The following is a 25,647-nucleotide window of genomic DNA, read 5'->3' as shown; positions in this document are numbered from 1 at the left end:
ACCCTACTGTGGGGCACCATGGAGACCCTGACGATCCGCGACACCACCGCAGACCTGCCTGTCCTGGACGCGGACGAACTCACGGAGCTCTCGACGCTCCAGCCCGAGGACGGGCGCCTCTCGCTGTTCAGCTATAGCGGTAAGGACTTGCGGGCTCTGGAACTTGCCAACACCCAGCTCTATGACGGGCGTATCAGCGAGGTCCGTGCGCAACGGGTGGACCTCGATCGGGTGCGTATGTCGTCGGTCGAGTTCACGGGGTGCGACCTGGCCTCACTGACGCTAAGTAACAGCCGACTGTCCCGGGTGCGATTCACAGACTGCCGACTGCTCGGCGCACGGCTCGACGGTTTGGTTCTGGAGGATGTCGTCTTTCAGGACTGCAAGTTCGACTACGGGATGTTGACCCAGGTCACAGCCAAGGGACCGGTTGTTTTCGTTGGCTGCTCGCTCATCGAGACCGAGCTGGATGGTTGTGACCTGTCCGGCGTGGCATTCGAGGACTGCGTCCTGCGTGCCACGTCGTTCCATGCGGGCACCTACCGGGGTACGGACCTTCGGGGCAACAACTTGTCCGTGATGAGCGGGGCGGTCAACCTCAAGCGGATCGTGATCGACCGTTACCAGCTCGCGGACCTGTCGCTCGTGCTGGCCGACGAACTCGGCATCACGATCGCCGACTGATTCGGTCGACTCCAAGGAGTCTGCTGCACTGATCTGATCGACCGTGCATCTGGGTGTGTTGTTTCTTGCTGAGGCACGCGAGATCGCATCCGCACCACTCCTAGACCCTGCCGACGCCGCCGTGCTGCTCTCCCGGCCCGAGTTCTGCCGGGAGGGCAGGACCTCTGAGTTAACGAGGTCCTCTCGGTGTTGGTGCGGGACTGCCGCGTCTACCTGACGGACTCCGCCAGCGACCGGCATTGACTACGCGATGGGCGTGCTGACGGCGGACCTCGGGTCCGACCTGCTCGACCCGGCGCTCTGGACCAAGAGTGCGGACCGACTGTTTGGTGTCCGACCCATCGGTGGGGCAGTACGGTCCCGGGCGCAGCGCGTTCTCCGAGTTGTCCGACGGCACCCTGATGCTGGCCTATCACGCGCGTACCTACCCCGAGATCTTGGGGATCCCCGTGGGATGCCAACCGGCGTGCGCGTGCCCCTTGTCCCGGCGGGGACCGTCGCACGCATTTGTCCGGCAAGAGGGGCATCCAAGTACCGGAGCGCGAGTTCAACGCGCCCGGATAGCAGTCGCGGGCATCGCGGCAAGTTGAACAATCTCGCTCCGAGAGTCAGTTCAAGTCTGACATGCTTACGATGGGCTGGATCAGGTGCTTTGACTGAACGGTCCTATAAGCATCACCGCAAGTAACGTCCTCGATCTCAGCGGTTTCATGTTCGTCTGCTGCTTCGCTGCCAAGACAGATTACATCTATTCCGCGGAGGTCGACGTGACGTCCAGCAACTGCGCTTGTTTGGATGGACCCAATTCCCGATATTTGCATTGCAGTCATTTCGGCGGCGAATAGCGAGAGGCTGAAAGCTCGCGGACTGTTCCAGTATGCGCCTTCTCCTGCGATAATTTGTGCGCCGCGCAGATCGCTTGCAGACAGCCTGACATTGCTCATGTCGCGCGGCTCTATGCGTGCACCAGCGGCGCTAACCCTAATGGCGTCGATGTCTCTCAGTGTGACGTTAGTGAGATAAGCCCCGGTCAGGTCCGTCCCATCGATCTGGGCGCCAGTGAGGTCCGCTCCTGTGAAGTCGGCACAGGAAGCCTCGCTCAGTCTCTCAGTAAATACGGGATCCTCGGGGAACTCGAATCCGCGGAGTTTTATATCGCAACCTAGGTCGAGTTCGGATAGGTCAGCTCCTCGGAGGTTCATGCCTCGAAAATTCTTGATACCGTCTGGACTGTCGCGAACGGACTCCCTGATGAACGTAACGTTTGCGAGCACTTCCTGACGTTCTGCACGGTTATCATCCACCCAGAGTTGGACGCCGGCGATCACGCCGGCCAAGGTGAGAGTGAACAGCACTTCGACGGGCCAGGTGTAACGGTGATGCCGTACGAAGCCTGCCCACCAGTGGTCGGCTGGTGGGTGCACATGTGGCTTCAAGCCTCCTGGCTCTTTATCGACCCTTGTGCCTTGACGCGTGGTCATGGCTGCAATCTTGGCAGGTGAGTCCCGGAGCAGCTGCCGGTTGGTGTGGTGAAATCTGCACGGGGGAGAAGCAGGCACCGGCGTCGTTCCTGCTTGCCTGCTCGGTTGGTCGCGGCGGCCCATCGCCGCCGGCGCCAGGCCCGTCTGGGACGTTTGACGCCGATCGAGTACGAAGCCAGCATGGCCACTCAGGTCGCACTCGCCGCCTGGGAAACCCTGTCACCTGCCGGTGCAGCAGTCCCCAAGGGACTGCTCCGACAGGTGACACCGCGCGTGTGGTCCGCGTGTCGTCGATGCGAAGTGGTGTGCTCTTGTCCGGTCTCGGTCGCGGCGTGCTCTGGCCTGCGGTTCCGTGTGGGCGACGTTAGGATCGGTGACGACCCAGCAGGGTGTGCTTTCCATTGGGTGCTGAGGCTCGAGAAATCGGAACCGCACTCGCTCGTGCCTGTTGGGTTCCCCCTGGCTGGGAGAGTCGGGTTTCCTGTGTTGACCGGTGTGGTGTTGGACATCTGCAGAGGTCGGCGCCACCGTGACCTTCACATACGGGCGCAGATGGCCGACAACTCGAAGCTCCTGCCTCAACCCGGATGCGGCAGTGCCACGATGGGTCCAAGACCCTTAAGTGCAGACAGTGCGGCGCGCGAAGTGCCCTGCTCTAGCAGTCATCCGGCGAATCCTTGACGATCGCGCCTCGAACGACTTGAGTTCTGCTCCGGGTAGATACGTCAGGATTCGTCGGGAATTTGCCTGGCTACGGAAATAACTGGGAGCTCAACCTGCGGCATTCTCGGTGAGCCTGGGGCTGCTCCCATCAGCGATTCTCAAGAAGTCTGCTGCCGTCAGATAGGTCCACATTACGCACGTCTCGGCTTCCACATACCCGACAGTGTCGTGCACGCCCTTCGACGAGAGCTCTTCGAGTCGATTGAGGCGGCTGCCGAGTCCGCGAAGTACTTCCTGAACGAATTCGCGATGGGTGCTACCTCCGATATTCTCGACTGCGAACTGCATTAGGCGATTGCGATATGCGTCGTCGGTCATCCTTCGCTCTTTGCCATCCGTGCCAGTGATCATTTCACCTGTCGCTGGATAAAGGGCATCCGCTAGGGCTTTGACCATGCGTCGGCACGATGTCAGAGCGTGGGTGAAATCCTCTGGACGCCCCCTCCCGAGCGCTTCCTCTGCAGCCTGGAACAGTCCAAGTGCGTCGGGGGCTCTCTGTGCGAGCGAGGTTTCGATGTATGCCTGCCCGCGCTCGAAAATGGTGGGGCGCCGCTGTCCGGATTCGAGTTGTTGCTCGGTGTCGACTAGCAAGTCGTGGACGGACTGGCGGATTCGTTCGAGCACGGCCTCGAGGTCCGCCCGCTTTGGCACCACTTTGGCGGCGGCTCGGTCATAATCTTTGGCGACTAGGTAGGTGTCTGCGGGAGTCAGGTTGGACGGGACATGGGAGTAGTGGTCCATAACCTCGACGATCTGACGCAGTGACGCCTCGATCTGACCGACGCTCTGCCCATGGATCATCTTTGGATCGCCGAGTAGTGCTCGGTCTCGCTGATATCGCATCACGATCAGGATACTTTGGCGGTCTGCATTTTCCTTGCCAATGAGAGCGGCGAGATTGGCTTGCGCGTCCAAGTAGGCTGGGTGGTCGACCTTCGTTTCAGGTGTGAAGTCCATGGTTTCCAGCAGGAGGCGCAAAAGTGCCGGATAGTCCTGACGTTTGTGGGCAATCCGAATGGCTCGCCTGGCGTGGCTTGCTACAGGCTGCGAAGGGTCATCAAATAGTCGAAGAGCGTCCTCGACGAGCTGATCCACTGACGTTGGCACCTTGCTCCTCTACTGGTTCTGAACTGACTGACGTCTGCTCTCGGTGGGTGGGGCCTCATCCTGCAATCTCGATGACGGCGACGAGTGGGTCTGAACTGGCCGGCTCCTCATCACATGCTGGTCGCGCGTCCCCAGGACCAAAAGTTAGCGATATCGACGGACGACACGCATCCCGTCTAGGCGAGAGCGCCGGGTGAACAATCGTCGTGCGCTCTGTCGCGCTCGCTGTGTTTTGGTCCTGGCACGAGTGCGCGAACGGGACTGCCACATGGTCGACGCCTGATGTGGACCGCTTGAGGTCGCTGGGAGCTACGAGCGTGGGTGGCCAGTTCCCGGGGTAGTCGGCAGGTCGGCGCTGGCGAGAATCCGCGTGCGGAACTACTGTCTGCGCTGGTGCGCGGGTGTGATCAGGAGCAACCACATCAGGGTGTGCTTTCGATTGGGTGCTGAGGCGCGAGAAATCGCTATCGCACTGGCTGGCTGTCGGGTGTGCCACCACGCAGGGCGCGATTACGGCACGTTGCTTGGGGGCACGCGGCGGACCGTTCTGCGTGACGGCCGGAGTCACCTGGCCATGCAGCAGTCCCTGCTGGCCGTTCATCCACTCGGGAACGGTCAAGCCGTAAACGCCGACCAGGAGGATCCACACGGATGCACGACACGGGTGCAGACTGGGGTCCCCCAGCCCGGAGGATCAGTTTCGTTGGATACGCCGACCCAGGTCGCCACTCAGATTCGGTTTCATCTCGAGAATCTTGGCGAGTCGAATGCCCATCATCCGTTTGAGCAGCTCTGTCTAGGGCTCACACGGCGCCGAATCGTCAGCAACGTGATGCCTGCTACAGGGCCGGTAGCCGCAGGGGGCGACGACGGTCGCGACGGAGAGAGCTTCTGGACGGTCATAGCTGCCGAACTTCCGGGCACCTCAGTCTTTACCGCCCTCGCCACCGACGAACGAGTGGTGCTTGCCGTCACGACCCAGCGTGAGGATGTCCCGTCCAAGATACGTGCCGACCTGGGCAAGATCTGCAACAAGGGGGCTTCGGTCGACCGCGTCGTGTACTTCACCGTCACACCTGTCGCGGTGTCGAAGCGCCACGAACTCCAGGCACATGCGCGAGACGAATACTCTGTCTCGCTGGACATCTGGGATGCCCAGGCGATCTCCGAGGAACTAGCGAGTCACGACCTCTTCTATCTCGCAGTTGACTACCTCCACCTACCGTCCTCGCTGACGCCAGCACGGCCTGACGACGACGCTGTCCTCCCCGACTGGTACCTGGAGGACCGCCAGCACTGGCGCAGCCAACCGCTGTGCACCGGCTCAATCGGAGAACTTATCGACCTACGGGAGGGTCTCCGGTTCTCCAGCCTCAACGAAGACGCACGGGCTGACCTACCAGACTGGCTTGCCGCTGCACATCGCCTGCGTGAGTCCTCCACTGACAATGACGCAGTCCTGAGTCGCATAGAGTACGAGATCGTCATCGCTGCGGGCTTCGGAATGAACACGCTCCGACCGGTGGACGCCGTTGCGCGGTCGTATTTCGGTCGTAACGCCACTCGCCAGCCCGATCCCGGAGTACTGGTGGACGCGATCACTCTGCTGCACCTCATCGGGGCGATGCAGATGTGGCGGCAGACCGAAATTTCAGTGGCCGAGAGCTCGGCCTGGTCTGCCGACTTGGAGCAGGCGATCGACCTGATGCTCTCGGCTGCGGATGGACCGAACTCAAGGGCGCATCTCCTCATGGTCGCCGCGATCCTCGCCCACGGCCCCCAAGCCGTGTCCGAGGAAGATCTGGCCGACTCTGAGCCGTCCAACGCACCACTGATGTCAGAGTTCTACCGATCACTCAACGAGGCGAAGCGGGCCGGGCTGCCAGGGCGGAGTGCCCCCGCCGATGGAAGCCTGCGGGACCTCGACAAGGGGATGAAAATACTAACTGAGCTCGCAGGGCTTCTACCCACTACCCCAGTAGTGCCGATCGATCAGCTCACCAGGATGTTCGACATTGCAGCCCCGCTGCTCGTCGACCATCCCAAATATCTCAGTGTGCGAAGGGCGTTCGACGACGCAACGGTCGAACGGTCCGGGAAAGCAGCCGCAGGGGACCGCGCCCATGCGCGATCCATCGCGCTCCTTAACGCCAACCGCCCGATCGAAGCGCTCCGAGAGATCCACGCGGCCAAAATCAACTGGCTCCAGGGAGAAACGGCGGAAGGCGCCGCCATCATGATGATTCTGGCGTCCCGGGTCTATGACAGTCTCAGACTCCCGCTAGCTGCGAAGCAGTACGCGCTCAGTGCGGCAGCTGTTGCTCGGGCAAGCGATGACCCAGCGCTCGCTGTTCTTATAGCGCAGGGCCTCATCCTCTCGGCGATCGACGAACATAAAGCTGGCCAGTGGATCACAGCGACTCGGACCTTCAGGATCGGGATATGGGCACAGGCTAAACTCGCTGGCGACCCGTGGAGTTTTGAGCGGTACCCATACTTCCGGAACATGCTGACCGACCAGTGCTTCATCCTGCGGACGGCCCGGTCGTTGCGGCCCGCTTTCCTGCCGCTGATCGAGCCGATCATTGCGTCTACCGGCCTTAATGATCTCGTTGAGCCAATGCTGGCCAATGTAGAATCCATCCCGCCGCTGAGTGAGCCTGAAGTAGCCGAGTCGGCTGATCGAAGCGGCATGGGCCGGCCTTTTTCGGACGCTGGGCCTACCCGCCAATACAGCTGGTCCGCTCTGGGCAACGTCTGGACTCTTCGAGCGCCGAACGATCGGGTACATGTGTTGGCGGCTGAACGATTTGCCGCTGCTACACAGATCATGTTGGTTGACCTTGTGGGCGAGGACCTTCTCCTGGTGCCAGGTCCGATTGATATCGAGATCGCAGTCTCAAGCGAGCCTGTTGCACTGGGTGAGGTGTTCCTCGACGCTTCCGAGCGAGATTCAACCGCGCATCTGGTGCGACTCACTGTTTCCGGGGCCTTACCTGTCGATGATGGACAGCTCGAGGTGGTCGCCGCGGCCATGCAGGTGATCGCGACCCAATCACTCTTGGGACGCAGTGCGTTTACCCAGGTGATGGAGCGCACCTTTGAGCGCGGTTTACCGCACATGCTGACTTGCGTGCGGCCATACGACGAGCTAGCCGACATCCACAAAGATTCGCTCTTTAAGGAACTTCGGGGCCTGGCAGGAACCCACATCGCTTCGGAGTTGGCAAACGCTCCGCAACAGTCGCCTGCACTGGCGCAGACGTTCACTGGCACCGCGGTTGGATACGATGCGACGGTCTCAAAGGAGACGATTCGTAAGCGTTATGAGAATCTGATACCACCGGTCCGGATCACGGTGAAGCGCTTGGCACAGGACGAAACATTTGTGGCTGTGGTCGAAGGGCTGAGGGAGGAAGGCTGGAAGGATTGGCACTTGCTCACAGCGGTAGCAAACATTGTTGTAAATGCGCGTGCGATTGCAGCAGGAATTAATATGACCACTAGCTTTACCGAAGTCGATGTAAGGCGATTCCATGCGATCATGGAGGCTGACGAGCAACCGACCGATCTGGAAGTGTCGCCTGGCGATTTCTCGTCGCAGTCCATGTGGTTCCATCTCGCCAACGCAGCCCGGTCGACCGCGGACGCATGGGGTCTGGAGGTCCGGACGAACCCGATCGATCCGAGAGCGTTCCTCGCGGTGCTGGGCGAGCGGTTCAACTACTGGGCCGATGACGCTGAGCACCAACCAGTCTTTGCACCCTAAGGGTACTCGGGAGTTCCACCCCTCGGAAGACACCATGGGAGTTCGGGCGATCTGTTTCCCGTGTCTCTTGATGCCGCCGCTAGTGGTGTTGCCTAGCGATTCCGATACATTCGCCCGTCGGCCCGTGGCCGGCGAGAGCAGGCGTGACGATCGGTTTCACCCATTCGTGCAACAGTCCCATCAGATCGCAGATGGAAGTCGATCGAGGTGAGCCGCCAGGTTGGCGCGGTCGGCGATGATCGCCGCGCACCTCTGGCTCCCACTTGCTCGTGCGAGTTGAGTAGGGCCAGCCCTTCTTGCTGAGCAGTGATATCGCGTGCTCGACACCATCCGGGTCAAACGACCCGGCGAGCCCGGACGCCTGCGCACGACGCCGGACCGGGACCGTGGCGATATGGCCTGCGCCTCAGGGGCCAACCGCCGCCTCCTGCGCAGGCAGGGATTCCGCGTGACGATCCCGGACAAGAAGGACCAGGCCGCCCACCGCCAGGCGAAGGGGGCAGTCGGCGGGCGGCCGCCGAAGGTCGTACGAGGACTACAAGAACCGGCACGCAGTGGAGTGCATGTTCAACCAGCTCAACGCTGGCGGGCGGTCGCGACGAGGTTCGACAAGCTCCAGGTCCGCTAAGAGGCGACCGTGAGGTCGCCGCGATCGACGACTGGATCGCCGCCGTGGTCCGGGCGGCTTGAGCCCTGGCATCCTGGCTCCGTGCGATCACAGCCCTGGCCTACTACGCCGACACCGAGGACGGCCAGTACGTCGAGGACTCCGACCGCGTCGCCCTGCTGGGCATGCTCGAGGACCTGAACAGCAGCAACAACACGTTCTTCGTGATCTACCCCGACGACGAAGCCTTGGACTGGTCCATCTCGGTCCACACCTGCACCAATGGTGTGGACGGCTACGAGATCGAGCGGCGCGACGCAGCGATCGGGCAGCACGACACGACCGCCGCGGCCGACCGCGTCACCATCGTCGCCGAAGTCCTGACCTGGATCCGACACCGCTGACCAGTTCCGAAACAGGCCCTGGTGCAATAGCTGGTTCCTTGCTGACCCAGAACGTCGAGCGTCTGTCCACTAGCATGCCAGCGGGTGTTGGGTGGTGTGCGCATCTGACCTGCGCTGATACGGCCGCACACCCTGGTGTGCGGGCACCTTGGTGTGCGCAGAGCGTGCGCTCGCCTGTCACCCTCAACGCATGGATGTGTACGTGCGCGCAGGTAACCCGGCATGGGCCAGCGGGTCGAGTCCGCTGAGCCAACCGCGGGGGCATGCCCATGCGCGAGCGCGCGCCGATTTCCACGTTTCGCCTTTAAGTAATGCTCACGAGTTGGGGACATGCGTTCGTCCTGTTCACCGCCATGTCCCCCACCCGGAACCTTGCCCCGCAAGGCTGCGTGGGGACGTCAAGTGGTACCTCGACGGGTACAGGTGGCGTGCACAATCGGGAGCGTGGGGCAGGCAGGTGCAGGTGGATGCGGGCTAACTCGGACATACGCGGTGGTGGCAATTTGCCACCACCGCGCGACCCGCAGGTTCGCTCCCACATGGCGCGCGGTTGGAGTTGGGCCGCAACCAGCCTCAGGGCTAATTCGGACAGTTGCGGTGGTGCCAATTTGGCACCACCGCGTGACCTGGGGTTCTACCGAACCACCGATGCGCCATTGGCCCGTTCCGGCTCTGGAGAACAAACCGGACAACGATGGTTCTGCCAAATTGGCAGGACCATATGACCTGGGCAGGAGCCCGAGGCCCCATCGGAATTACTGGGTCCAGGTGTCGATCTAGGCGTCGGTCACCGGCTACCGCACCAGGACAACCGCCGCCCGACCCGAGGTCAGGAAGGCGATCCACGCCACGCGCTCGACAGACCCCCAGAAACAAACCGGGCAAGTAGGGTCCCGCCGATTTGGCGGGACCGTACGACTTGGGCGAACACCCCGGCGCCCAACGCCGGATCTACCCCGTGCAGGCCTCGATGTAGACCTCCACCGCAGACCGTCGCACCACGACCCGTCGGCCGACCCGAGCTCCGGGTAGCAGCCCTCGCCGCACGAGCTCGCCGGCCGTCCAAGACGAGACGCCGAGATACGCACCGATGTCCTCGTACGTCAGGTACGGATCCTCCGGGTCGCCCGCTTGCTCGGCCCGATACTGGTCCAGCACCGACCGCCGCACCCGCAGCCGGCCTCCGATCCGCGCGCACGGCCCGACGCGGCCACGGCGCACCAATTCGCCGAACCACCAGCGTGACACCCCTAGCGCGTCGGCGGCTTCGGCCGCCGTGAGCAGGGGGTCGTCAACAACGAACGGCAGCGCACCCTGAGCATCCATCTCTGACTCCTGTCCGATCGCGGTTGTCGACAGGTAGGTGTGCACGAACCCCCAAGCACCCGCCGCCGCCAGGCCCCGCAGAAGGGCACCGGGCAGTGGCAGGCACCCTCACCCGCTCAGCCCAGGGAACTCCACGACATTCGACGCTCGCCTCGCCGCCTGGATCTCGGCCATCCGTGCCGCCAGCCGCTCGTCGCCATCGTCGGTGGCGTGCTGGTAGACCATCGCGGCGGCGACCGTCGAGTGCCCGATCCGCCGCTGGAGCTCGGCCAGCGTCGCCCCCGCCTCAGCGGCGCGGGTCGCCGCGAGGTGCCGCAGGTCGTGCCAGCGGAGCTCAAGAGGCGCTCCGGCACGCCTCTTGGCGCGAGAGAACATCGACGAGCGGTTCCCGCCGCGCACCGGCCGTCCGGCGGCCGTGGCGAACACGAGCGCCCGCGGACCAGGCCCGGTGTAACGGTCCAGATGCGCCAGGAGCACGCGGGCGGCTTCGGGCGGCAGGTGCACCTTGCGGCGCCCGGCGTCCGACTTGGGCGGGCCGAAGGCGACGGGCTTACCCGGCACGTCCACGAGTGTCTGGCGCACGTTGAGGCGCACGCCGCCCTGTGGCGTCCGCTCGACGTGCTGGCGTTCGAGCGCGAACAGCTCGCCCGCGCGGAGCCCGGAGTGCGCCGCGACGATCACGGCCGCGCGGTAACGCTCGGAGGGCCCGTCGAAGGCTGCCGCGATCGCATCCACGACAGTGTCGCCGGGGACGACACGTTCCGCCGGCCGGGTCTGGCCGGCGCCGCGGATGCTGCATGGGTTCGCCTCGATGAGTCGGTCGCGCACGGCGTCACCGCAGATCGTCCGCAGCAGCGCGTAGGCGTGCGCGGCCTGGGTCCGGCCGGTCACCGTCCCGGCATGCCTGGATTCGACCGACGCTGCAGGCGGCTCCCCAGCAGATCGCCACGCATCCCACAGCCGCGCCGGCATCCGGCCCGAATCGCCCACCGGCAAGCCGGTCGAACGGGCCCACGCCCGCACGTGCGCCGCGTCGCTCGGCCCGCCGCCGCGCGCCAGCCAGGCCGCTGCGGAGTCCGCCGTCGCCACCAGGAGCGCGGCGTACCACTCGCTCACCATGGTGTGCGACAGCGACCGCAGGGGGAGTGCGCCGAGGTCGAGCTGTCGCGCACCGCCCGGGCTCGGCAGCGGCGTCAGGATCCAGCGCCGCAGCAGCCGCTCGTAGCCGTCGAGAGTGGACGGCTTCAGGTCGCGCGTGGCGAGCCAGCGTCGCGCGTACTCGCGCAGGGGCACGTCGCCCGTCTCGGGCTCGCGGTAGGTGCCCTGGTAGACGTCGCTGAGCACGCGGGCCAGGGCGGCGTTCGCTGCCTTCTCGGACTCGAACGTGCCGATCGGGCGGCGCACGCCGTCGGGTCCGGTGTACCTGGCCTCCCAGCGGCCAGGCGTGCGTTGGCGGACATTGCCGTAGGAGCGGCGGCTGTTGCGACGCGTGCGTGGGGACATGCTTCGAGGTGCACGCGCGGCTCCACGAGCGCGCCCTTGAGGATCGGTTGAAGCGGACATCTTGGCTCCAGGTCCTGACCCAGTCGCGAGCGACTTAGGGTCAATAAGGGCCACTCGGCGCTGCTTCCAGCCCTCCAGAATGCACGAAGCCCAGGTCAGAAACACTCTCTGACCTGGGCTTCCGCACTCTGAGCGGGCGACGGGAATCGAACCCGCGTAATTAGTTTGGAAGACTAAGGCTCTACCATTGAGCTACGCCCGCAAGGCCGCGCGCGATGCGCGGTGCGGGGAACACACTAGCAAACTTCGGCCCCTCGCCGACCCCGCCGCCGCGCGCGCCGCGCAGCACAACCGGCCACCGCGCCCCCACCTCAGGGCGCAGCAACCAGCACATCCCGCACCAGCGCATCCAGCTGCGCATCCGCCTCAAGGAACTGGCGCAAGGTCCGCCGCGATGGACCGAACCCAGCAAACTCCTCAGGCGCCAGTCCGTCAGGCTCATAGGCCGCCCGGAAGTCCGGCAGCGAACGCGAGAGCGTCTCAAGGATGTCCGGATCCACGGGAACATCGATCCGAGACGGCAGCGCCAGAGAGTTCCGGTTGATCGAGTCCTGCCACTCGAACGGCGGCGAGATCACCAGGTCACCGCCCACCAGCTCCGACAGATGCAGGTGCGTCCGGAACGCCGCAGACAGCACCCGAGTCCGATAGCCCCGCTCGACGAAGATCCGGTACGCATTCTTCAGAGCAGCAACACCCGCCCAGTCAAGAACCCCCGGCGGCAGCAGCAGACCCTCACGCGCCGCGACAATCTTGAGCCAGTCATCAAGCCGCCCACCCATGATGGTCGCCACGGCCCCCATCTCCTCGACCGGCAGCCCCTCACGTTCGCGCCGGTCAAGACCGCGCTCCACCGCCTCGGCCACGGCCACCGCCTGCGCCACGGTGAACGAGACCGTCGCGTTCACGCTGATGCCGCGGTAGGTCACTTCCTCGATCGCCTCGACACCCACCTGCGTCGCGGGGATCTTCACGATGATGTTCGGCGCCAGCGCCGCGAACTGCTCCGCCTGGCGCACCAACGCGCCGACGTCCCGGTGCAGGCGCGGGTCGGTCTGGATCGACAGTCGCCCGTTCCGGCCGCCGGACTCCTCGAAGGCCGGCAGCAGCAGGCGGGCCGCCTCGACGCTCAGCTCCTGGACCACCAGCCAGCCGAGCTCGGACTCGGAAGCGGTGGGCAGGTCCTCGGCGAGCGCGCCCAGCCGGGCCGTCCAGCGCGGCAGGTCCGCCTCGATCGCGGCGAGCGCGATCACCGGGTTGCAGGTCGCGCCGACGGCGCCCCAGGCGATCGCGCGGCCGAGCTGCACCGGGTCCGCCGAGTCGTTCCACAGGGCCGTCTGCGGGTGCTCGCGCGTCATGCGCGCCAGGGGGCTCTCCCCGTCAGCGCTGTCAGGGGTGGCGGTGTCGAGCGTCTGGGTCACGAGATCCTCCGGAGGCGTAGGCCGACAGTGCGCGTCCGCACCCGAGCCCGCGTCGTCGCAGGGTTCGGCGTGACTCCATTCGACAGTGCGTCCTGGCAACCTGTCAACCGAATGTCAGGACAAAGCAGCGCAACACAAGCGCCCGGCCGCGAAGAATCAGCCGGTCAGCTCGCGAACAGCATGGTGTCGAACATGTACCGGGACGCACGGTAGATGTGCTGCCCGAACTCGATGCCCTTGCCGTTGTCGTCGTACGCCGTGCGCTCCATGGTCAGCAGCGCCGCCCGCGGCTTCTCGCCGAGCGTGCGGGCCTCGACCGCCGTCGCCGAGCGCGCGCCGATGCGCTGCCGCGCGACCTTGGGCTTGGCGCCGCGCGAACGCAGCAGGTCGTACAGCCCGCTCGTCGCGAGCTCCTCGACGGTCGGGGCGATGTCCAGCGGGACGTAGTTGGTGAGCACGGCCAGCGGCTCGCCGTCGGCCATGCGCAGACGGCGGATCATGACCACCTCGGTGCCCTCCGGCAGCTCGAGCGCCTCCGCGACCTCGGCACTCGCCGACACGGTCCGGTGCTCCAGCACCTCGGTGCTGGGCTTGCGGCCGGACTTCGTCAGGTCGTCGTGCAGGCTCGTCAGCTCGACGGGCCGGCGCACGCGCGCCGGGGCCACGTGCGTCCCGACCCCGCGCTGGCGTACCAGGCGTCCGCGCTCGACCAGGTCCTGCAGCGCCTGGCGCGCGGTGGGCCGCGAGATGCCGAGGCGCGCGGCCAGCGCCACCTCGTTCTCGAGAAACTCGCCGGGCTGCAAACGCCCGTCCTCGATCGCTGCGTCGATAGCGGTGGCAACCTGGTGGTACAGGGGCACCGGGCTCGACCGGTCGAGGTCGATGCGCAGCGTCTGGGGCACGGAGAGCCTCCTCGTCGGGGTCATCTTCTTGTCGCTGAGAGTCTAGCCGTCGGTGGTACTGAGGACGGGATGTTCAAATGTCAGGACAAAGTATTGACAGGAGGGCGCGTCGGAGGCAGGGTCGACCTATCTGCCGCACGAGTGGTGCGCGCGGGTCCGCAACGTTGGGGATGGGGCAGCATGACACGACGCGTTGACGCGTGGGCGCCGGACGTGCTCGCGATCGGCCGCATCGGGGTCGACCTGTACCCGCTGCAGAGCGGCGTCGGACTGGAGGACGTGCAGTCGTTCGGCAAGTTCCTCGGCGGCAGCCCGACGAACGTCGCGGTCGCCTCCGCCCGGCTCGGCTACGCCACCGCCCTCGTCACCGGCGTGGGGGAGGACCCCTTCGGCCGGTTCGTGCGCCGCGAGCTCCGCGGGTTCGGCGTCGACGACCAGTACGTCGTCGTGGTGCCCGAGCTGCACACCCCCGTCACGTTCTGCGAGATCTTCCCGCCCGACGACTTCCCGCTCTGGTTCTACCGGTCGCCGTCGGCCCCCGACCTGCACATCACACCGGAGGACGTCGGCATCGACGCCGTCCGCTCGGCTCGCCTGTTCTGGCTCACCAGCACCGGCCTGAGCCAGGAGCCCAGCCGCTCGGCGCACCTCGCGGCCCTCGAAGCGCGCGGCCGGTCCGGCCACACGGTGCTCGACCTCGACTACCGCTCCATGTTCTGGCCCGACGTCGAGACGGCGCGCGAGCAGATCCGCGCCGCGCTGCCGCACGTGACGATCGCCGTGGGCAACCGGGAGGAGTGCTTCGTCGCCGTCGGCGAGAAGGATCCCGACCGCGCCGCCGACGCGCTGCTCGCCGCCGGCGTCGAGCTGGCGATCGTCAAGCAGGGTCCGCGCGGGGTGCTCGCCAAGACCCGCGACGAACGGGTGGTCGTGCCGCCGGTCGCCGTCGACGTCGTCAACGGGCTCGGCGCGGGGGACGGGTTCGGCGGGTCACTGTGCCACGGGCTGCTGCAGGGCTGGTCGCTCGAACGGACGCTCCGGTTCGCCAACGCCGCCGGTGCGATCGTCGCGGCCCGGCTGGAGTGCGCGGCGTCGATGCCGACGGTCGCCGAGGTCGAATACCTGCTGGCCACGGGTCGGGTGCCGGAGCAGCGGACCGATGTGCCCCTCGAGATCCGCGAGCGCGCGGCCGCGCCGTCCGACACGAACGACACGGACGACGACGGCGCCGCATCCGAGAGCACCGCCCGCCCAGCCCTCACCGTCGACGACGTCGCCGAGCTGCGGCTGAGCGACCCGCGCGCCCTGCGCGAACGGCTCTTCAACCGCCCGCGGCATCCCGGTTCGGTCCCGGGCGAGCGGTTCCTCGTCATCGCCGCCGATCATCCAGCGCGCGGAGCCGTGGCGGTGGGCAACGACCCCATGGCGATGGCGGACCGGCGCGACCTCCTGCGCCGGACGGCGATCGCGCTGGGGCGGCCGGGCGTCGGGGGCTTCCTCGGCACCGCCGACCTCGTCGAGGAGCTCGCCGCGATGGGCGCGCTGGACGGCAAGCTGGTCTACGGATCGATGAACCGCGGCGGCCTGGCCGGTTCGTCGTTCGAGCTGGACGACCGCTTCACCGGCTACGACGCGCGCGGCATCGCCGAGGCGGGTCTGGACGGCGGCAAGATGCTGCTGCGCATCGACCCGCAGGATCCCGCCTCCGTCGCCACGCTGGAGGCGAGCGCCCGCGCCGTCGACGAGCTCGCCGACCGCGGCCTCGTCGCGATGGTCGAGCCGTTCATCTCCCGGCGGGTCGAGGGGCGCTTGCGCAACGACCTGACCCCCGACGCCGTGATGCGGTCCATCGCCATCGCGTCCGGCCTGGGCCGCACGTCGGCCTACACGTGGCTCAAGCTGCCCGTCGTGGACGACATGGAGCGGGTGCTGGCGGCGTCCACCCTCCCCGCGCTCATCCTCGGCGGGGAGGTCAGCGGGGACCAGGACGCCGCCATGGCCGGCTGGGCCAAGGCGCTCGCCCTGCCGACGGTGCGCGGCCTGGTGATCGGCAGGTCCCTGCTGTACCCGCCGGGCGGCGACGTCGCGGCGGCCGTGGACGAGGCGGTCAGCCTGCTGTGAACAACACCCCTGCGAACAACTCAGCCGTGAAGGACGCCCCCGTGAACGATCTGATCCTCAGAGCGAGCGTCCCCGACGCGCGCACCGGCGGCCCTGTCGCCGAGGTCACGCCCGAGCGGGCCGGCTGGGGCTACAGCGGCCTCCTGGTCCACGAGATCGCCCCGGGTGGGCACCTCGACCTGGAGCTCACCGCCGACGAGGCGGTGGTCGTACCGCTGCGCGGCAGCCTGCGCCTGGACGTGACGGACCCCAGCGGCGAGCAGCACGACCTGCGGCTGACCGGCCGGTCGAGCGTCTTCGACGGCCCGGCGGACGTCGCCTACCTGCCGGTCGGCTCGACCGTGACGCTGCGGCCCGACGGCGGGGACACGCCCGACGGCGCGGGCGCCCGGGTCGCCATCGGCACCGCACGCGCCGGCCGGGTGCTGCCCGTCCAGGTGCTGCGGGCGAGCGACGTACCGGTCGACTTGCGCGGCGCGGGCCGGGCCAGCCGCCAGGTGCACAACTACACGATCGGCACGGCCGTCGACGTCGACCGCATCCTGGTGTGCGAGGTGCTGACCCCGGGCGGCAACTGGTCCAGCTACCCGCCGCACAAGCACGACGTGCACAGCGACGTCCGCGGCCACGAGGAACGTGAGCTGGAGGAGATCTACTACTTCGAGGTGGCCGACGGCCCGTCCGGCCCGGGGCTCGCGCACCACCAGGTGTACGGCACGGCGGACCGGCCCATCGAGGTCCTGGCCGAGGTCCGCACGGGCGACACGGTGCTGGTTCCGCACGGGTACCACGGGCCGTCCGCGGCGGCCCCTGGCTACGACCTGTACTACCTCAACGTCATGGCGGGCCCGGCCGACGACGGCACCTGGCTGTCCGTCGACGACCCGGCCCACCACTGGGTGCGCGGGACGTGGGAGTCGGAGCCTGTCGACCCGCGCCTCCCGCTCGGCGGGAGCCCCGCCCCCGCACCCACCCCGAACCCGACCACGGAACTCACCGAGGAGCCCACGTGAGCAGCACGACCCCGAGCCCAACCCCGGACGCCGCCACCGTCCGCCTCACCGTCGGCCAGGCCCTGGTCCGCTTCCTCGCGCACCAGCACACCGAGCGCGACGGCGTGACCCAGCGGCTGTTCGCCGGCGCGTTCGGCATCTTCGGGCACGGCAACGTCGCGGGGTTCGGGCAGGGGCTGCTGCAGGCGCACGTCGAGGCCGCCGAGTCCGGCGTACCGGCGGGCGAGACCGGACCCGACGAGCTGCCCTACCTGCTGGCCCGCAACGAGCAGGGGATGGTGCACGCCGCCGTCGGCTACGCCCGGACCAAGGAGCGGCTGCAGACCTTCGCCTGCACCGCGTCGATCGGCCCTGGCTCGACCAACATGATCACGGGCGCCGCCCTGGCGACCATCGACCGGATCCCCGTGCTGCTGCTGCCCTCCGACGTTTTCGCGAACCGGCTCCCGGACCCGGTGCTGCAGCAGCTCGAGCACCCCGGCGGCCCCGACGTCACGGTCAACGACGCGTTCCGCCCGGTCTCAAGGTACTTCGACCGGATCTGGCGGCCCGAGCAGCTCCTGTCGAGCGCGCCCGCCGCCATGCGCGTGCTGACCGACCCCGCCGAGACCGGCGCCGTCACCCTCTGCCTCCCGCAGGACGTGCAGGCCGAGGCCTACGACTGGCCCGTCGAGTTCTTCCGCGACCGCGTGTGGCACGTCGCGCGCCCGGTCCCGGAGCCTGCCGCGCTGGCGCGCGCCGTCGAGGTGATCCGCTCCGCGAAGCGGCCGCTCGTGGTCGCGGGCGGCGGCGTCGTCTACTCCGAGGCGAGCGAGGCGCTGCGCGCCTTCGCCACGGCGACCGGCATCCCCGTCGCCGACACGCAGGCCGGCAAGGGCGCGATCAGCTGGGACCACCCGCTCGCCGTCGGGGGAGTGGGCGCCACGGGCAACGACGCCGCCAACGCGCTCGCGGCCACCGCCGACGTCGTCATCGGGGTGGGTACCCGCTACACGGACTTCACGACGGCGAGCCACACCGCCTTCCGCGACCCCGGCGTGCGGTTCGTCAACCTCAACGTCGCCGCGTTCGACGCCGCCAAGCACTCCGCGGAGATGCTGGTCGCCGACGCCCGCGAGGGGCTCGTCGCGCTCACCGAGGCCCTGGCCGGCCACCGCACCGACGAGGACTACCGGGCCGAGGTCACGCGGCACGTGGCCGACTGGCAGGAGGTCACCGAACGCTGCTACCACCTGGGCCACGGCCCGCTGCCCGCCCAGACCGAGATCTTCGGGGCGCTCAACGAGCTGATGAGCGACGAGGACATCCTCATCAACGCCGCCGGCTCGATGCCGGGCGACCTCCAGGCGCTGTGGCGGGCGCGGACGCCGTCGCAGTACCACCTCGAGTACGGCTACTCCTGCATGGGCTACGAGATCCCGGCGGCCATGGGCGCGAAGCTCGCGGCGCCCGACCGTGAGGTCGTGGCGATCGTCGGCGACGGCACCTACCAGATGCTCCCGCAGGAGCTCGCGACCATCGTCTCCGAGCGCATCAAGGTGATCGTGGTGCTGCTGCAGAACCACGGGTTCGCCTCGATCGGGGCCCTGTCGGAGTCGCGCGGCTCGCAGCGGTTCGGCACCCGGTACCAGATGCGCAACCCCGAGACGGGCCTGCTCGACGGCGACGACGTGCCCCTCGACCTGGTGCGCAACGCCGAGAGCTTCGGCGTCGACGTGCTGGTCGCCAAGAGCGTCGAGGACTTCCGCGAGGCTTTCCGCACCGCCGTCGCCTCCGACGCCGCGACCCTCATCCACGTCGAGACCGACCTGTACGGGCCCAACCCGCCCGGTTCGAGCTGGTGGGACGTGCCGGTGAGCGAGGCCTCCACCCTGTCCAGCACCCGCACCGCGCGCGCCGAGTACGAGGCGGGCCGCGCAGCGCAACGGCACTACCTGTGACGGCGCGCCGCACCGTCGCGACGGAACCGACCGACCCCTCCGAGCACGAGCGAGGTATCTGATGTCCCTGATCACCCACTGGATCGACGGCAAGCCCGTCGAGCCGTCCGGCGAGCGCACCCAGCCCGTCTTCAACCCCGCGACGGGCGACGAGATCGCGCGCCTCGGGCTCGGCACGGCGTCCGACGTCGACCGCGCGGTCGCCTCGGCCGCCGAGGCCTTCGAGACCTGGTCGCGCTACCCGCTCGGCAAGCGCGCCTCGGTGCTGTTCCGGTTCCGCGAGCTGCTCGCCGCGAGCACCGACGAGCTGGCGCGCCTGGTCAGCCGGGAGCACGGCAAGGTCGTGTCCGACGCCGCGGGCGAGGTGGGCCGCGGCCTGGAGGTCGTGGAGTTCGCCTGCGGCCTGCCGCACCTCCTCAAGGGGGAGTACTCGGAGCAGGCCGCGACCGGCGTCGACGTCTTCTCGTTCCGGGAGCCGCTCGGGGTGGTCGCGGGCATCACGCCGTTCAACTTCCCCGTCATGGTGCCGCTGTGGATGAGCCCCATGGCGATCGCCACCGGCAACACGTTCGTGCTCAAGCCGTCCGAGCGCGACCCGTCGGCCTCGCTGTTCCTGGCCGACCTGTGGCAGAAGGCCGGTCTGCCCGACGGCGTGTTCAACGTGGTCCAGGGCGACAAGGAGGTCGTGGACGCGATCCTGCACCACGACGACGTCGCGGCTGTCTCGTTCGTGGGCTCGACGCCGATCGCGAAGTACATCCACGCCACGGCGTCGGCGCAGGGCAAGCGTGTCCAGGCGCTCGGCGGCGCCAAGAACCACGGCGTGGTGCTGGCCGACGCCGACCTCGACGACGCCGTGAATCACCTGACCGCCGCGGCCTTCGGCGCGGCCGGCGAACGCTGCATGGCGATCTCGGTAGCGGTGGTCGAGGACTCGGTGGCCGACGCGCTCGTCGAGAAGCTCGCCGCCAAGGCCCGCGCGGTCAAGGTGACGTCCGGCGACCAGCCGGGGGCCGACATGGGCCCCGTCATCACGGCCGCCGCGAAGGAGCGCATCGAGGGCCTCATCGGCTCGGCCGAGCGCGACGGCGCCGAGCTCGTGGTCGACGGCCGCGGCCACACCGTGCCGGGCTACGAGAACGGCTTCTTCGTCGGCCCGACGGTCATCGACCGCGTCGCGCCGGCGCACGAGGTCTACCGCGAGGAGGTCTTCGGGCCGGTCATCGACGTCGTGCGCGTGTCCGGCCTGGCCGAGGCGATCGAGGTGATCAACGCGAACCCCTACGGCAACGGCACGGCGGTGTTCACGAGCTCGGGCGAGTCCGCCCGCACCTTCCAGCGTGAGGTGAGTGTGGGCATGATCGGCGTCAACGTGCCGATCCCCGTCCCCGTCGCGTGGCACTCGTTCGGCGGGTGGAAGGACTCCCTGTTCGGCGAGAGCCACATCTACGGTCCCGAGGGCATCAAGTTCTACACGCGCGGCAAGGTCGTCACGCAGCGGTGGCCGCACCGTGAGCAGCGCACCGACGCCTCGTTCCACTTCTCCGGCGACTCCCAGAAGTAGTATTTGACCGGTGGTAAGAATGTCTTGACATGGGCTCTCGCAGCGGTAGCGTGGGTCACTCAGATCCTTCACAACGACGTGACCCAAGGAGCCCAGACGTGAACAGAACACACCTCGCCCGTGCGCTCGCCCTCGGCGGCGCACTGGCGCTGTTCCTCACCGCTTGCTCGGAGGGTGGGCGGCAGCAGGAGGACGACGACGCTCCCGCTGCCGCCGCCGAGAAGACCATGACCGCGGTGATGGTCACCCACGCCGGGCCCGGAGACACGTTCTGGGACATCGTCCGCCGCGGCGCCGAGGCCGCGGCCGAACGCTACGGCGTCGACCTGCAGTACTCGGGCGACCCGGACGCCGCCCGCCAGAGCCAGCTCGCCCAGCAGGCGGTGGACCAGGGGACGGACGGCCTGGCGCTCACCTTCTCGAAGGGGGAGGCGATGCAAGGAGTGACGCAGAGCGCCGTCGACGCCGACATCCCCGTCGTCGGCTTCAACGGCGGCATGGACGACGCGCTCGACTACGGCGCGTTCACGTTCATCGGCCAGGACGACGGCCTCGCCGGCGAGGCGCTCGGCGACCTGCTCACCGAGCAGGACTTCACGCACCCGATCTGCGTGATCCACGAGCAGGGCAACGTGGGCCTGGAGGCGCGCTGCGCCGGGGTCAAGGAGAAGCTGCCCGACACCGAGACGCTGTACGTCCAGGGCACCGACATGACGCAGGTGAGCTCGACGGTCACCGCAAAGCTCCAGTCCACGGCCGACGCCGACGTCGTCATCGGCCTCGGGGCACCCTTCACGCTCACCATCGTCGACGCGGTCGCGGAGACCGGTTCGGAGGCGAAGGTCGCCTCGTTCGACCTGAACGCCGACCTTGCCCAGGCGGTGGCCGACGGCGACGTGCTCGCCACCGTGGACCAGCAGCCCTACCTGCAGGGCTACATGGCCATCGAGTCGCTGTGGCTGCAGCACAACGGCGGCTTCGTGCTCGGCGGCGGCCAGCCCGTCTTCACCGGCCCGGCGATCATCGACCAGGACAACGCCGCCGACGTCCTCACGGGCGCCCAGGACGGCATCCGCTGATGGTCGCGGAAACGACTCCCGCGCAGGAGGCGGCGGCCAAGCCTCCGGCCGACGAGCGCGTCGTGCGCCGCTCGCCGGTCGCGCGGCTGCTCGTGCGGCCCGAGATGGGCGCCGTCGTCGGCGCGGTCGCGGTCTTCGCGTTCTTCGCGGCCGTCGCCCCGGTGTTCACGCAGCTCTCGTCCGTCGCGACGGTGCTGTACGGGGCGTCGACCATCGGCATCATGGCGGTCGGCGTCTCGCTGCTCATGATCGGCGGCGAGTTCGACCTGTCCACCGGCGTCGCCGTCGTGTTCTCGGCGCTGACCGCCGCCCAGTTCTCGTGGTTCCTCGGCACCAACGTGTGGGTCGGCGTGGGCGTGGCCCTCGTCGTGTCGCTCGGGCTCGGGTTCCTCAACGGCTACCTGCTGATCGTGACCAGGCTGCCCTCGTTCATCGTCACCCTCGCGACCTTCCTCATGATCACCGGGATCAACCTCGGCGTCACAAGGCTCGTGGCCGGCGGGGTCTCGAGCCCGTCGATCGCGGCGATGGACGGGTTCGAGTCGGCCCGCGCGCTGTTCGCCGCCAAGATCAGCTTCCTCGGCGTGCAGTGGAACGTGACCATCGTGTTCTGGCTGGCCCTCGTCGTGATCGCGACGCACCTGCTGGTCCGCACCCGCGTCGGCAACTGGATCTTCGCCGCGGGTGGGGACGAGCTGGCGGCGTCCGCGGTGGGCGTCCCTGTCGTCCGCACCAAGATCGGCCTGTTCATGGGCGTCGGGCTGTGCGCCTGGCTCCTCGGCATGCACAACCTGTTCGCGTTCGGCACCGTGCAGTCCGGCGAGGGTGTGGGGAACGAGTTCCTCTACATCATCGCCGCGGTGATCGGCGGCTGCCTGCTGACCGGCGGCTACGGCTCGGCGGTCGGCGGCGCCCTCGGCGCGCTCATCTTCGGCATGGTCAACAAGGGCATCGTCTACGCGCAGTGGAACCCGGACTGGTTCAAGTTCTTCCTCGGCCTCATGCTGCTCGTGGCCACTATCGTCAACCTCGTCGTCAAGAAGCGGGCGGAGCAGCGATGAGCACCACCAGCGGCGGCTCCCTCGTCCGGATGCGCGGGGTAGGCAAGCGGTACGGCAACATTCTCGCCCTGCAGGACGTCGACCTCGACGTCGAAGCGGGCAGCGTCACGTGCGTGCTCGGCGACAACGGCGCGGGCAAGTCGACGCTCATCAAGATCATCGCCGGCCGTCACCAGCACTCCGACGGCGTCCTGGAGATCCACGGCGAGGAGCGGACCCTCGGCTCGCCCCGCGAGGCCCTCGACCTCGGCATCGCCGCCGTCTACCAGGACCTCGCTGTGGTGCCGCTCATGCCCGTGTGGCGCAACTTCTTCCTCGGCTCGGAGCTGACCAAGGGGCGCGGCCCGGCCCGCATCCTCGACGTCAAGGAGATGCAGCGCATCACCAAGCAGGAGCTGCTCGACATGGGCATCGACCTGCGGGACGTGAACCAGCCGATCCACCAGCTCTCGGGCGGCGAGCGGCAGTGCGTGGCGATCGCGCGCGCCGTCCACTTCGGCGCCCGGGTGCTCATCCTCGACGAGCCCACCGCCGCGCTCGGCGTCAAGCAGTCGGGCGTGGTGCTGCGCTACGTGCTGCGGGCGCGCGACCGAGGGCTCGGCGTCGTCTTCATCACCCACAACCCGCACCACGCGTACCCCGTCGGCGACCGGTTCCTGCTGCTCAAGCGCGGCCGCCCGCTCGGGTACCACGCGAAGAAGGACGTGACGCTCGACGAGCTGACGTCGCAGATGGCCGGCGGCGCCGAGCTCGCGGCGCTGGCGCACGAGCTGGAGCAGTGACCCCCCAAGGCTTGTCCGGACGCTTGTCCCGAAAGAGAATCAAGGAGAAACCATGCGCATCGCGCTCATCGGCGCCGGACGGATCGGCGCCGTCCACGCCCGCTCGATCGCCGCGTCACCCGACGCCGAGCTCGTGCTCGTCGCCGACCCGGTCGACGGCGCCGCGGCGCGCCTCGCCTCGGCCCACGGCGCGGCGGCCACCACCGAGGTCGGCGACGTGTTCGCCGACGACACGGTGGACGCGGTGGTGGTCGCGTCCCCGACCGCCCACCACGTCGAGCAGATCCTCGCGAGCGTCGAGGCGGGCAAGGCCGTCCTGGCGGAGAAGCCCGTGGACCTCGACCTGGCCCGCGCCGACCGCTGCCTGGCTGAGGTCGGCGACCGCGCGCACCGCGTGATGCTCGGCTTCAACCGCCGGTTCGACGCGGGCTTCGCGGAGATCCACCGCCGCGTGGCCGCCGGGGAGATCGGCGACCTCGAACAGCTCACGATCATCAGCCGGGACCCCGCCGCGCCGCCCGTCGGCTACCTCGCGGGGTCGGGCGGGATCTTCCGCGACATGACGATCCACGACCTCGACATGGCGCGGTTCTTCCTCGGCGACATCGTCGCCGTCCAGGCCGTACCGCAGCGCCTGGACCCCGCCTTCGCGGAGATCGACGACTACGACGCCGCGATCGTCACCCTCACCGCCGCCTCCGGCGCCGTCGCGACGATCATCAACAGCCGGCACTGCGCGGCCGGGTACGACCAGCGGCTCGAGGCGTTCGGCCCGCGCGGTGCGCTACGCGCGGAGAACCACACGGCGACGTCGGTGGTGCTCGACGCCGCGGGGGCCTCGGGCGGCCGCGGCCCGTACCTCGACTTCTTCCTCGAGCGGTACGCCGCCGCGTACACGAGCGAGCTCGCCGCCTTCGTGACCGCCGTGCGCGAGGGCTCCGCGCCGACGCCGTCGCTGCTCGACGGGCGCCAGGCGCTCGCGCTCGCCGACGCCGCGACCGAGTCCGCCCGCACGGGCCGCAGCGTGGCGCCGGCCCCGGTGCCGTCGCCGGCGTCGTCGGCCGCCGTCTGACCCCTGCCCGGACCCCATACCCACCCCGGACGAGAGAGAACGAGATGACCAGCGAGACGACGTCCTCCGGCGCCCCCACCAGCAAGGCGCGCAACACCGACCCGCGGTTCAGCAAGCTGACCGTCGGCGTCTGCCCTGACCAGTGGGGCGTGTGGTTCCCCGACGACGAGAAGCAGATCCACTGGGAGAAGGCGCTGGCCGAGATGGCCGAGGCCGGCTTCGAGTACATGGAGACGGGCCCGTACGGCTACTTCCCGACCGACCCGAAGCGCCTGCAGAAGGTGATGGACGACAACGGCTTCACCGTCGTCGCCGGGACCGGTTGGGGCATCCTGCACAAGGCGGAGGCCTGGGCCGAGACCGAGAAGACCTTCCGGGCCATCGCGGAGACCCACGCGGCGGTCGGCGCGGAGTACATCGTCCACCTGCCCCCGCTGTTCCGCGACGACAAGACCTGGGAGTGGACCGACGACCGCGTGCTGACGCCGGACGCCTGGAAGCTCTACACCGAGAACGCCAACCGGCTCGGCCAGATCCTCAAGGACGAGTACGGGCTGAAGATGGTGCTCCACCCGCACGGGGACAGCCACATCGAGACGCCGGAGGACATCGCGCGCGTGTTCGACGCGACCGACCCCGACTACGTCAACCTGTGCCTCGACACCGGCCACATCGTCTACGGCGGGGGAGACCCGCTGGAGATGATTCGTACCTATCCCGACCGCATCTCCTACGTGCACATCAAGGCTTTCGACGTCGAGCTGACCGAGCAGGCGCACAAGGAGGACTGGCCCTTCGGCGAGGCGGTCGCGCGCGGCGCGTCGGTCCGGCCCCCGGCCGGTGCTCCCGACATGCCCTCGCTCGTTGCCGCGCTGGCCGGCCTGGACAAGGACCTGTACGTCATCACCGAGCAGGACCTGTACCCGTGCGACCCGCGGCTGCCGCTGCCGAACGCCGTCATGACCCGCCAGTACCTGGCGTCGTGCGGCCTGGGTCTGCTCTGACCGGGATGTTGCGGCCGGGGGTGG

Annotated in this window: 18 protein-coding genes, 1 tRNA gene and 1 pseudogene; 13 read left to right on the top strand and 7 right to left on the bottom strand. The window is 68.0% G+C overall.

The genetic code is table 11. From position 1 onward, the window contains the following. Positions 1–18: 18 nt before the first annotated feature. Positions 19–684 (top strand): pentapeptide repeat-containing protein, encoded by a 666-nt coding sequence (locus ACNYC2_RS20130; RefSeq protein WP_419703495.1) that lies wholly within the window; start codon positions 19–21, stop codon positions 682–684. A 608-nt stretch (positions 685–1,292) separates the two neighbouring features. On the opposite strand, the gene ACNYC2_RS20125 is transcribed toward ACNYC2_RS20130, so the two are convergent. Beyond that, a complete protein-coding gene (locus ACNYC2_RS20125) occupies positions 1,293–2,012 on the bottom strand; it encodes a pentapeptide repeat-containing protein (RefSeq protein ID WP_419707869.1) in 720 nt (239 codons plus the stop codon). Positions 2,013–2,936: 924 nt separating this feature from the next. Beyond that, positions 2,937–3,983, bottom strand: a complete 1,047-nt coding sequence (locus ACNYC2_RS20120) for a hypothetical protein (protein WP_419703494.1) — start codon at positions 3,981–3,983, stop codon at positions 2,937–2,939. Between the two features lie 715 nt (positions 3,984–4,698). Between ACNYC2_RS20120 and ACNYC2_RS20115 the strand changes: the two genes are divergently transcribed. Together ACNYC2_RS20115 and ACNYC2_RS20110 are read left to right on the top strand one after the other, a co-directional pair. Further along, positions 4,699–7,764 (top strand): hypothetical protein, encoded by a 3,066-nt coding sequence (locus tag ACNYC2_RS20115; RefSeq protein WP_419703493.1) that lies wholly within the window; start codon positions 4,699–4,701, stop codon positions 7,762–7,764. 792 nt (positions 7,765–8,556) lie between these two features. Next, positions 8,557–8,775: a hypothetical protein gene (locus ACNYC2_RS20110; protein ID WP_419703492.1), complete on the top strand. Its 219-nt coding sequence runs from the start codon at positions 8,557–8,559 to the stop codon at positions 8,773–8,775. A 951-nt stretch (positions 8,776–9,726) separates the two neighbouring features. On the opposite strand, the gene ACNYC2_RS20105 is transcribed toward ACNYC2_RS20110, so the two are convergent. From ACNYC2_RS20105 to ACNYC2_RS20085, 5 genes are all read right to left on the bottom strand, one after another. Beyond that, positions 9,727–10,146, bottom strand: a complete 420-nt coding sequence (locus ACNYC2_RS20105; RefSeq protein WP_419703491.1) for a helix-turn-helix domain-containing protein — start codon at positions 10,144–10,146, stop codon at positions 9,727–9,729. Between the two features lie 63 nt (positions 10,147–10,209). Continuing rightward, the gene (locus tag ACNYC2_RS20100) at positions 10,210–11,604 is read right to left on the bottom strand and encodes a site-specific integrase (RefSeq protein WP_419703490.1); all 1,395 of its coding nucleotides are present in this window, start codon (positions 11,602–11,604) and stop codon (positions 10,210–10,212) included. Positions 11,605–11,795: 191 nt separating this feature from the next. After that, positions 11,796–11,866 (bottom strand) — tRNA-Gly (locus tag ACNYC2_RS20095). 109 nt (positions 11,867–11,975) lie between these two features. Next, on the bottom strand, positions 11,976–13,085 hold the full coding sequence (locus ACNYC2_RS20090; protein ID WP_419703489.1) for a transaldolase family protein: 1,110 nt from the start codon (positions 13,083–13,085) through the stop codon (positions 11,976–11,978). A 164-nt stretch (positions 13,086–13,249) separates the two neighbouring features. Continuing rightward, positions 13,250–13,987: a GntR family transcriptional regulator gene (locus tag ACNYC2_RS20085; protein WP_419703488.1), complete on the bottom strand. Its 738-nt coding sequence runs from the start codon at positions 13,985–13,987 to the stop codon at positions 13,250–13,252. A gap of 180 nt (positions 13,988–14,167) precedes the next feature. On the opposite strand from ACNYC2_RS20085, the pseudogene iolC reads away from it, so the two are divergent. From iolC to ACNYC2_RS20035, 10 genes and pseudogenes are all read left to right on the top strand, one after another. Next, positions 14,168–15,124: pseudogene (iolC, locus tag ACNYC2_RS20080) on the top strand (5-dehydro-2-deoxygluconokinase); the annotation flags it as partial. Positions 15,125–15,292: 168 nt separating this feature from the next. Then, entirely contained in the window at positions 15,293–16,108 is an 816-nt protein-coding gene (locus tag ACNYC2_RS20075) for a Cgl0159 family (beta/alpha)8-fold protein (RefSeq protein WP_419707868.1), read from the top strand. A gap of 41 nt (positions 16,109–16,149) precedes the next feature. Then, entirely contained in the window at positions 16,150–17,121 is a 972-nt protein-coding gene (iolB, locus tag ACNYC2_RS20070) for a 5-deoxy-glucuronate isomerase (protein ID WP_419703487.1), read from the top strand. Further along, the gene (gene iolD, locus ACNYC2_RS20065; protein ID WP_419703486.1) at positions 17,118–19,061 is read left to right on the top strand and encodes a 3D-(3,5/4)-trihydroxycyclohexane-1,2-dione acylhydrolase (decyclizing); all 1,944 of its coding nucleotides are present in this window, start codon (positions 17,118–17,120) and stop codon (positions 19,059–19,061) included. The genes iolB and iolD overlap by 4 nt, the downstream gene beginning before the upstream one ends. Before the next feature lie 61 nt (positions 19,062–19,122). Beyond that, positions 19,123–20,625 (top strand): CoA-acylating methylmalonate-semialdehyde dehydrogenase, encoded by a 1,503-nt coding sequence (locus ACNYC2_RS20060; protein ID WP_419703485.1) that lies wholly within the window; start codon positions 19,123–19,125, stop codon positions 20,623–20,625. A gap of 98 nt (positions 20,626–20,723) precedes the next feature. Further along, complete coding sequence (locus ACNYC2_RS20055; RefSeq protein ID WP_419703484.1) at positions 20,724–21,704, top strand: substrate-binding domain-containing protein; 981 nt, start codon at positions 20,724–20,726, stop codon at positions 21,702–21,704. After that, positions 21,704–22,765 carry an ABC transporter permease gene (locus tag ACNYC2_RS20050; protein ID WP_419703483.1) on the top strand — a complete coding sequence of 354 codons (1,062 nt, stop codon included), beginning with the start codon at positions 21,704–21,706 and terminating at the stop codon, positions 22,763–22,765. The genes ACNYC2_RS20055 and ACNYC2_RS20050 overlap by 1 nt, the downstream gene beginning before the upstream one ends. After that, positions 22,762–23,547 (top strand): ATP-binding cassette domain-containing protein, encoded by a 786-nt coding sequence (locus tag ACNYC2_RS20045; RefSeq protein WP_419703482.1) that lies wholly within the window; start codon positions 22,762–22,764, stop codon positions 23,545–23,547. Before ACNYC2_RS20050 ends, ACNYC2_RS20045 begins: the two co-directional genes overlap by 4 nt. A 52-nt stretch (positions 23,548–23,599) precedes the next feature. Then, on the top strand, positions 23,600–24,619 hold the full coding sequence (iolG, locus tag ACNYC2_RS20040) for an inositol 2-dehydrogenase (RefSeq protein ID WP_419703481.1): 1,020 nt from the start codon (positions 23,600–23,602) through the stop codon (positions 24,617–24,619). A 44-nt stretch (positions 24,620–24,663) separates the two neighbouring features. After that, positions 24,664–25,623: a TIM barrel protein gene (locus ACNYC2_RS20035; RefSeq protein WP_419703480.1), complete on the top strand. Its 960-nt coding sequence runs from the start codon at positions 24,664–24,666 to the stop codon at positions 25,621–25,623. The last annotated feature ends 24 nt before the right edge of the window (positions 25,624–25,647 follow it).

Source organism: Promicromonospora sp. NFX87, from assembly GCF_048564965.1.
Taxonomy (GTDB): domain Bacteria; phylum Actinomycetota; class Actinomycetes; order Actinomycetales; family Cellulomonadaceae; genus Promicromonospora.
The sequence above is the reverse complement of the archived record's forward strand: the minus strand, read 5'-3'. Positions and strand labels throughout refer to the sequence as shown.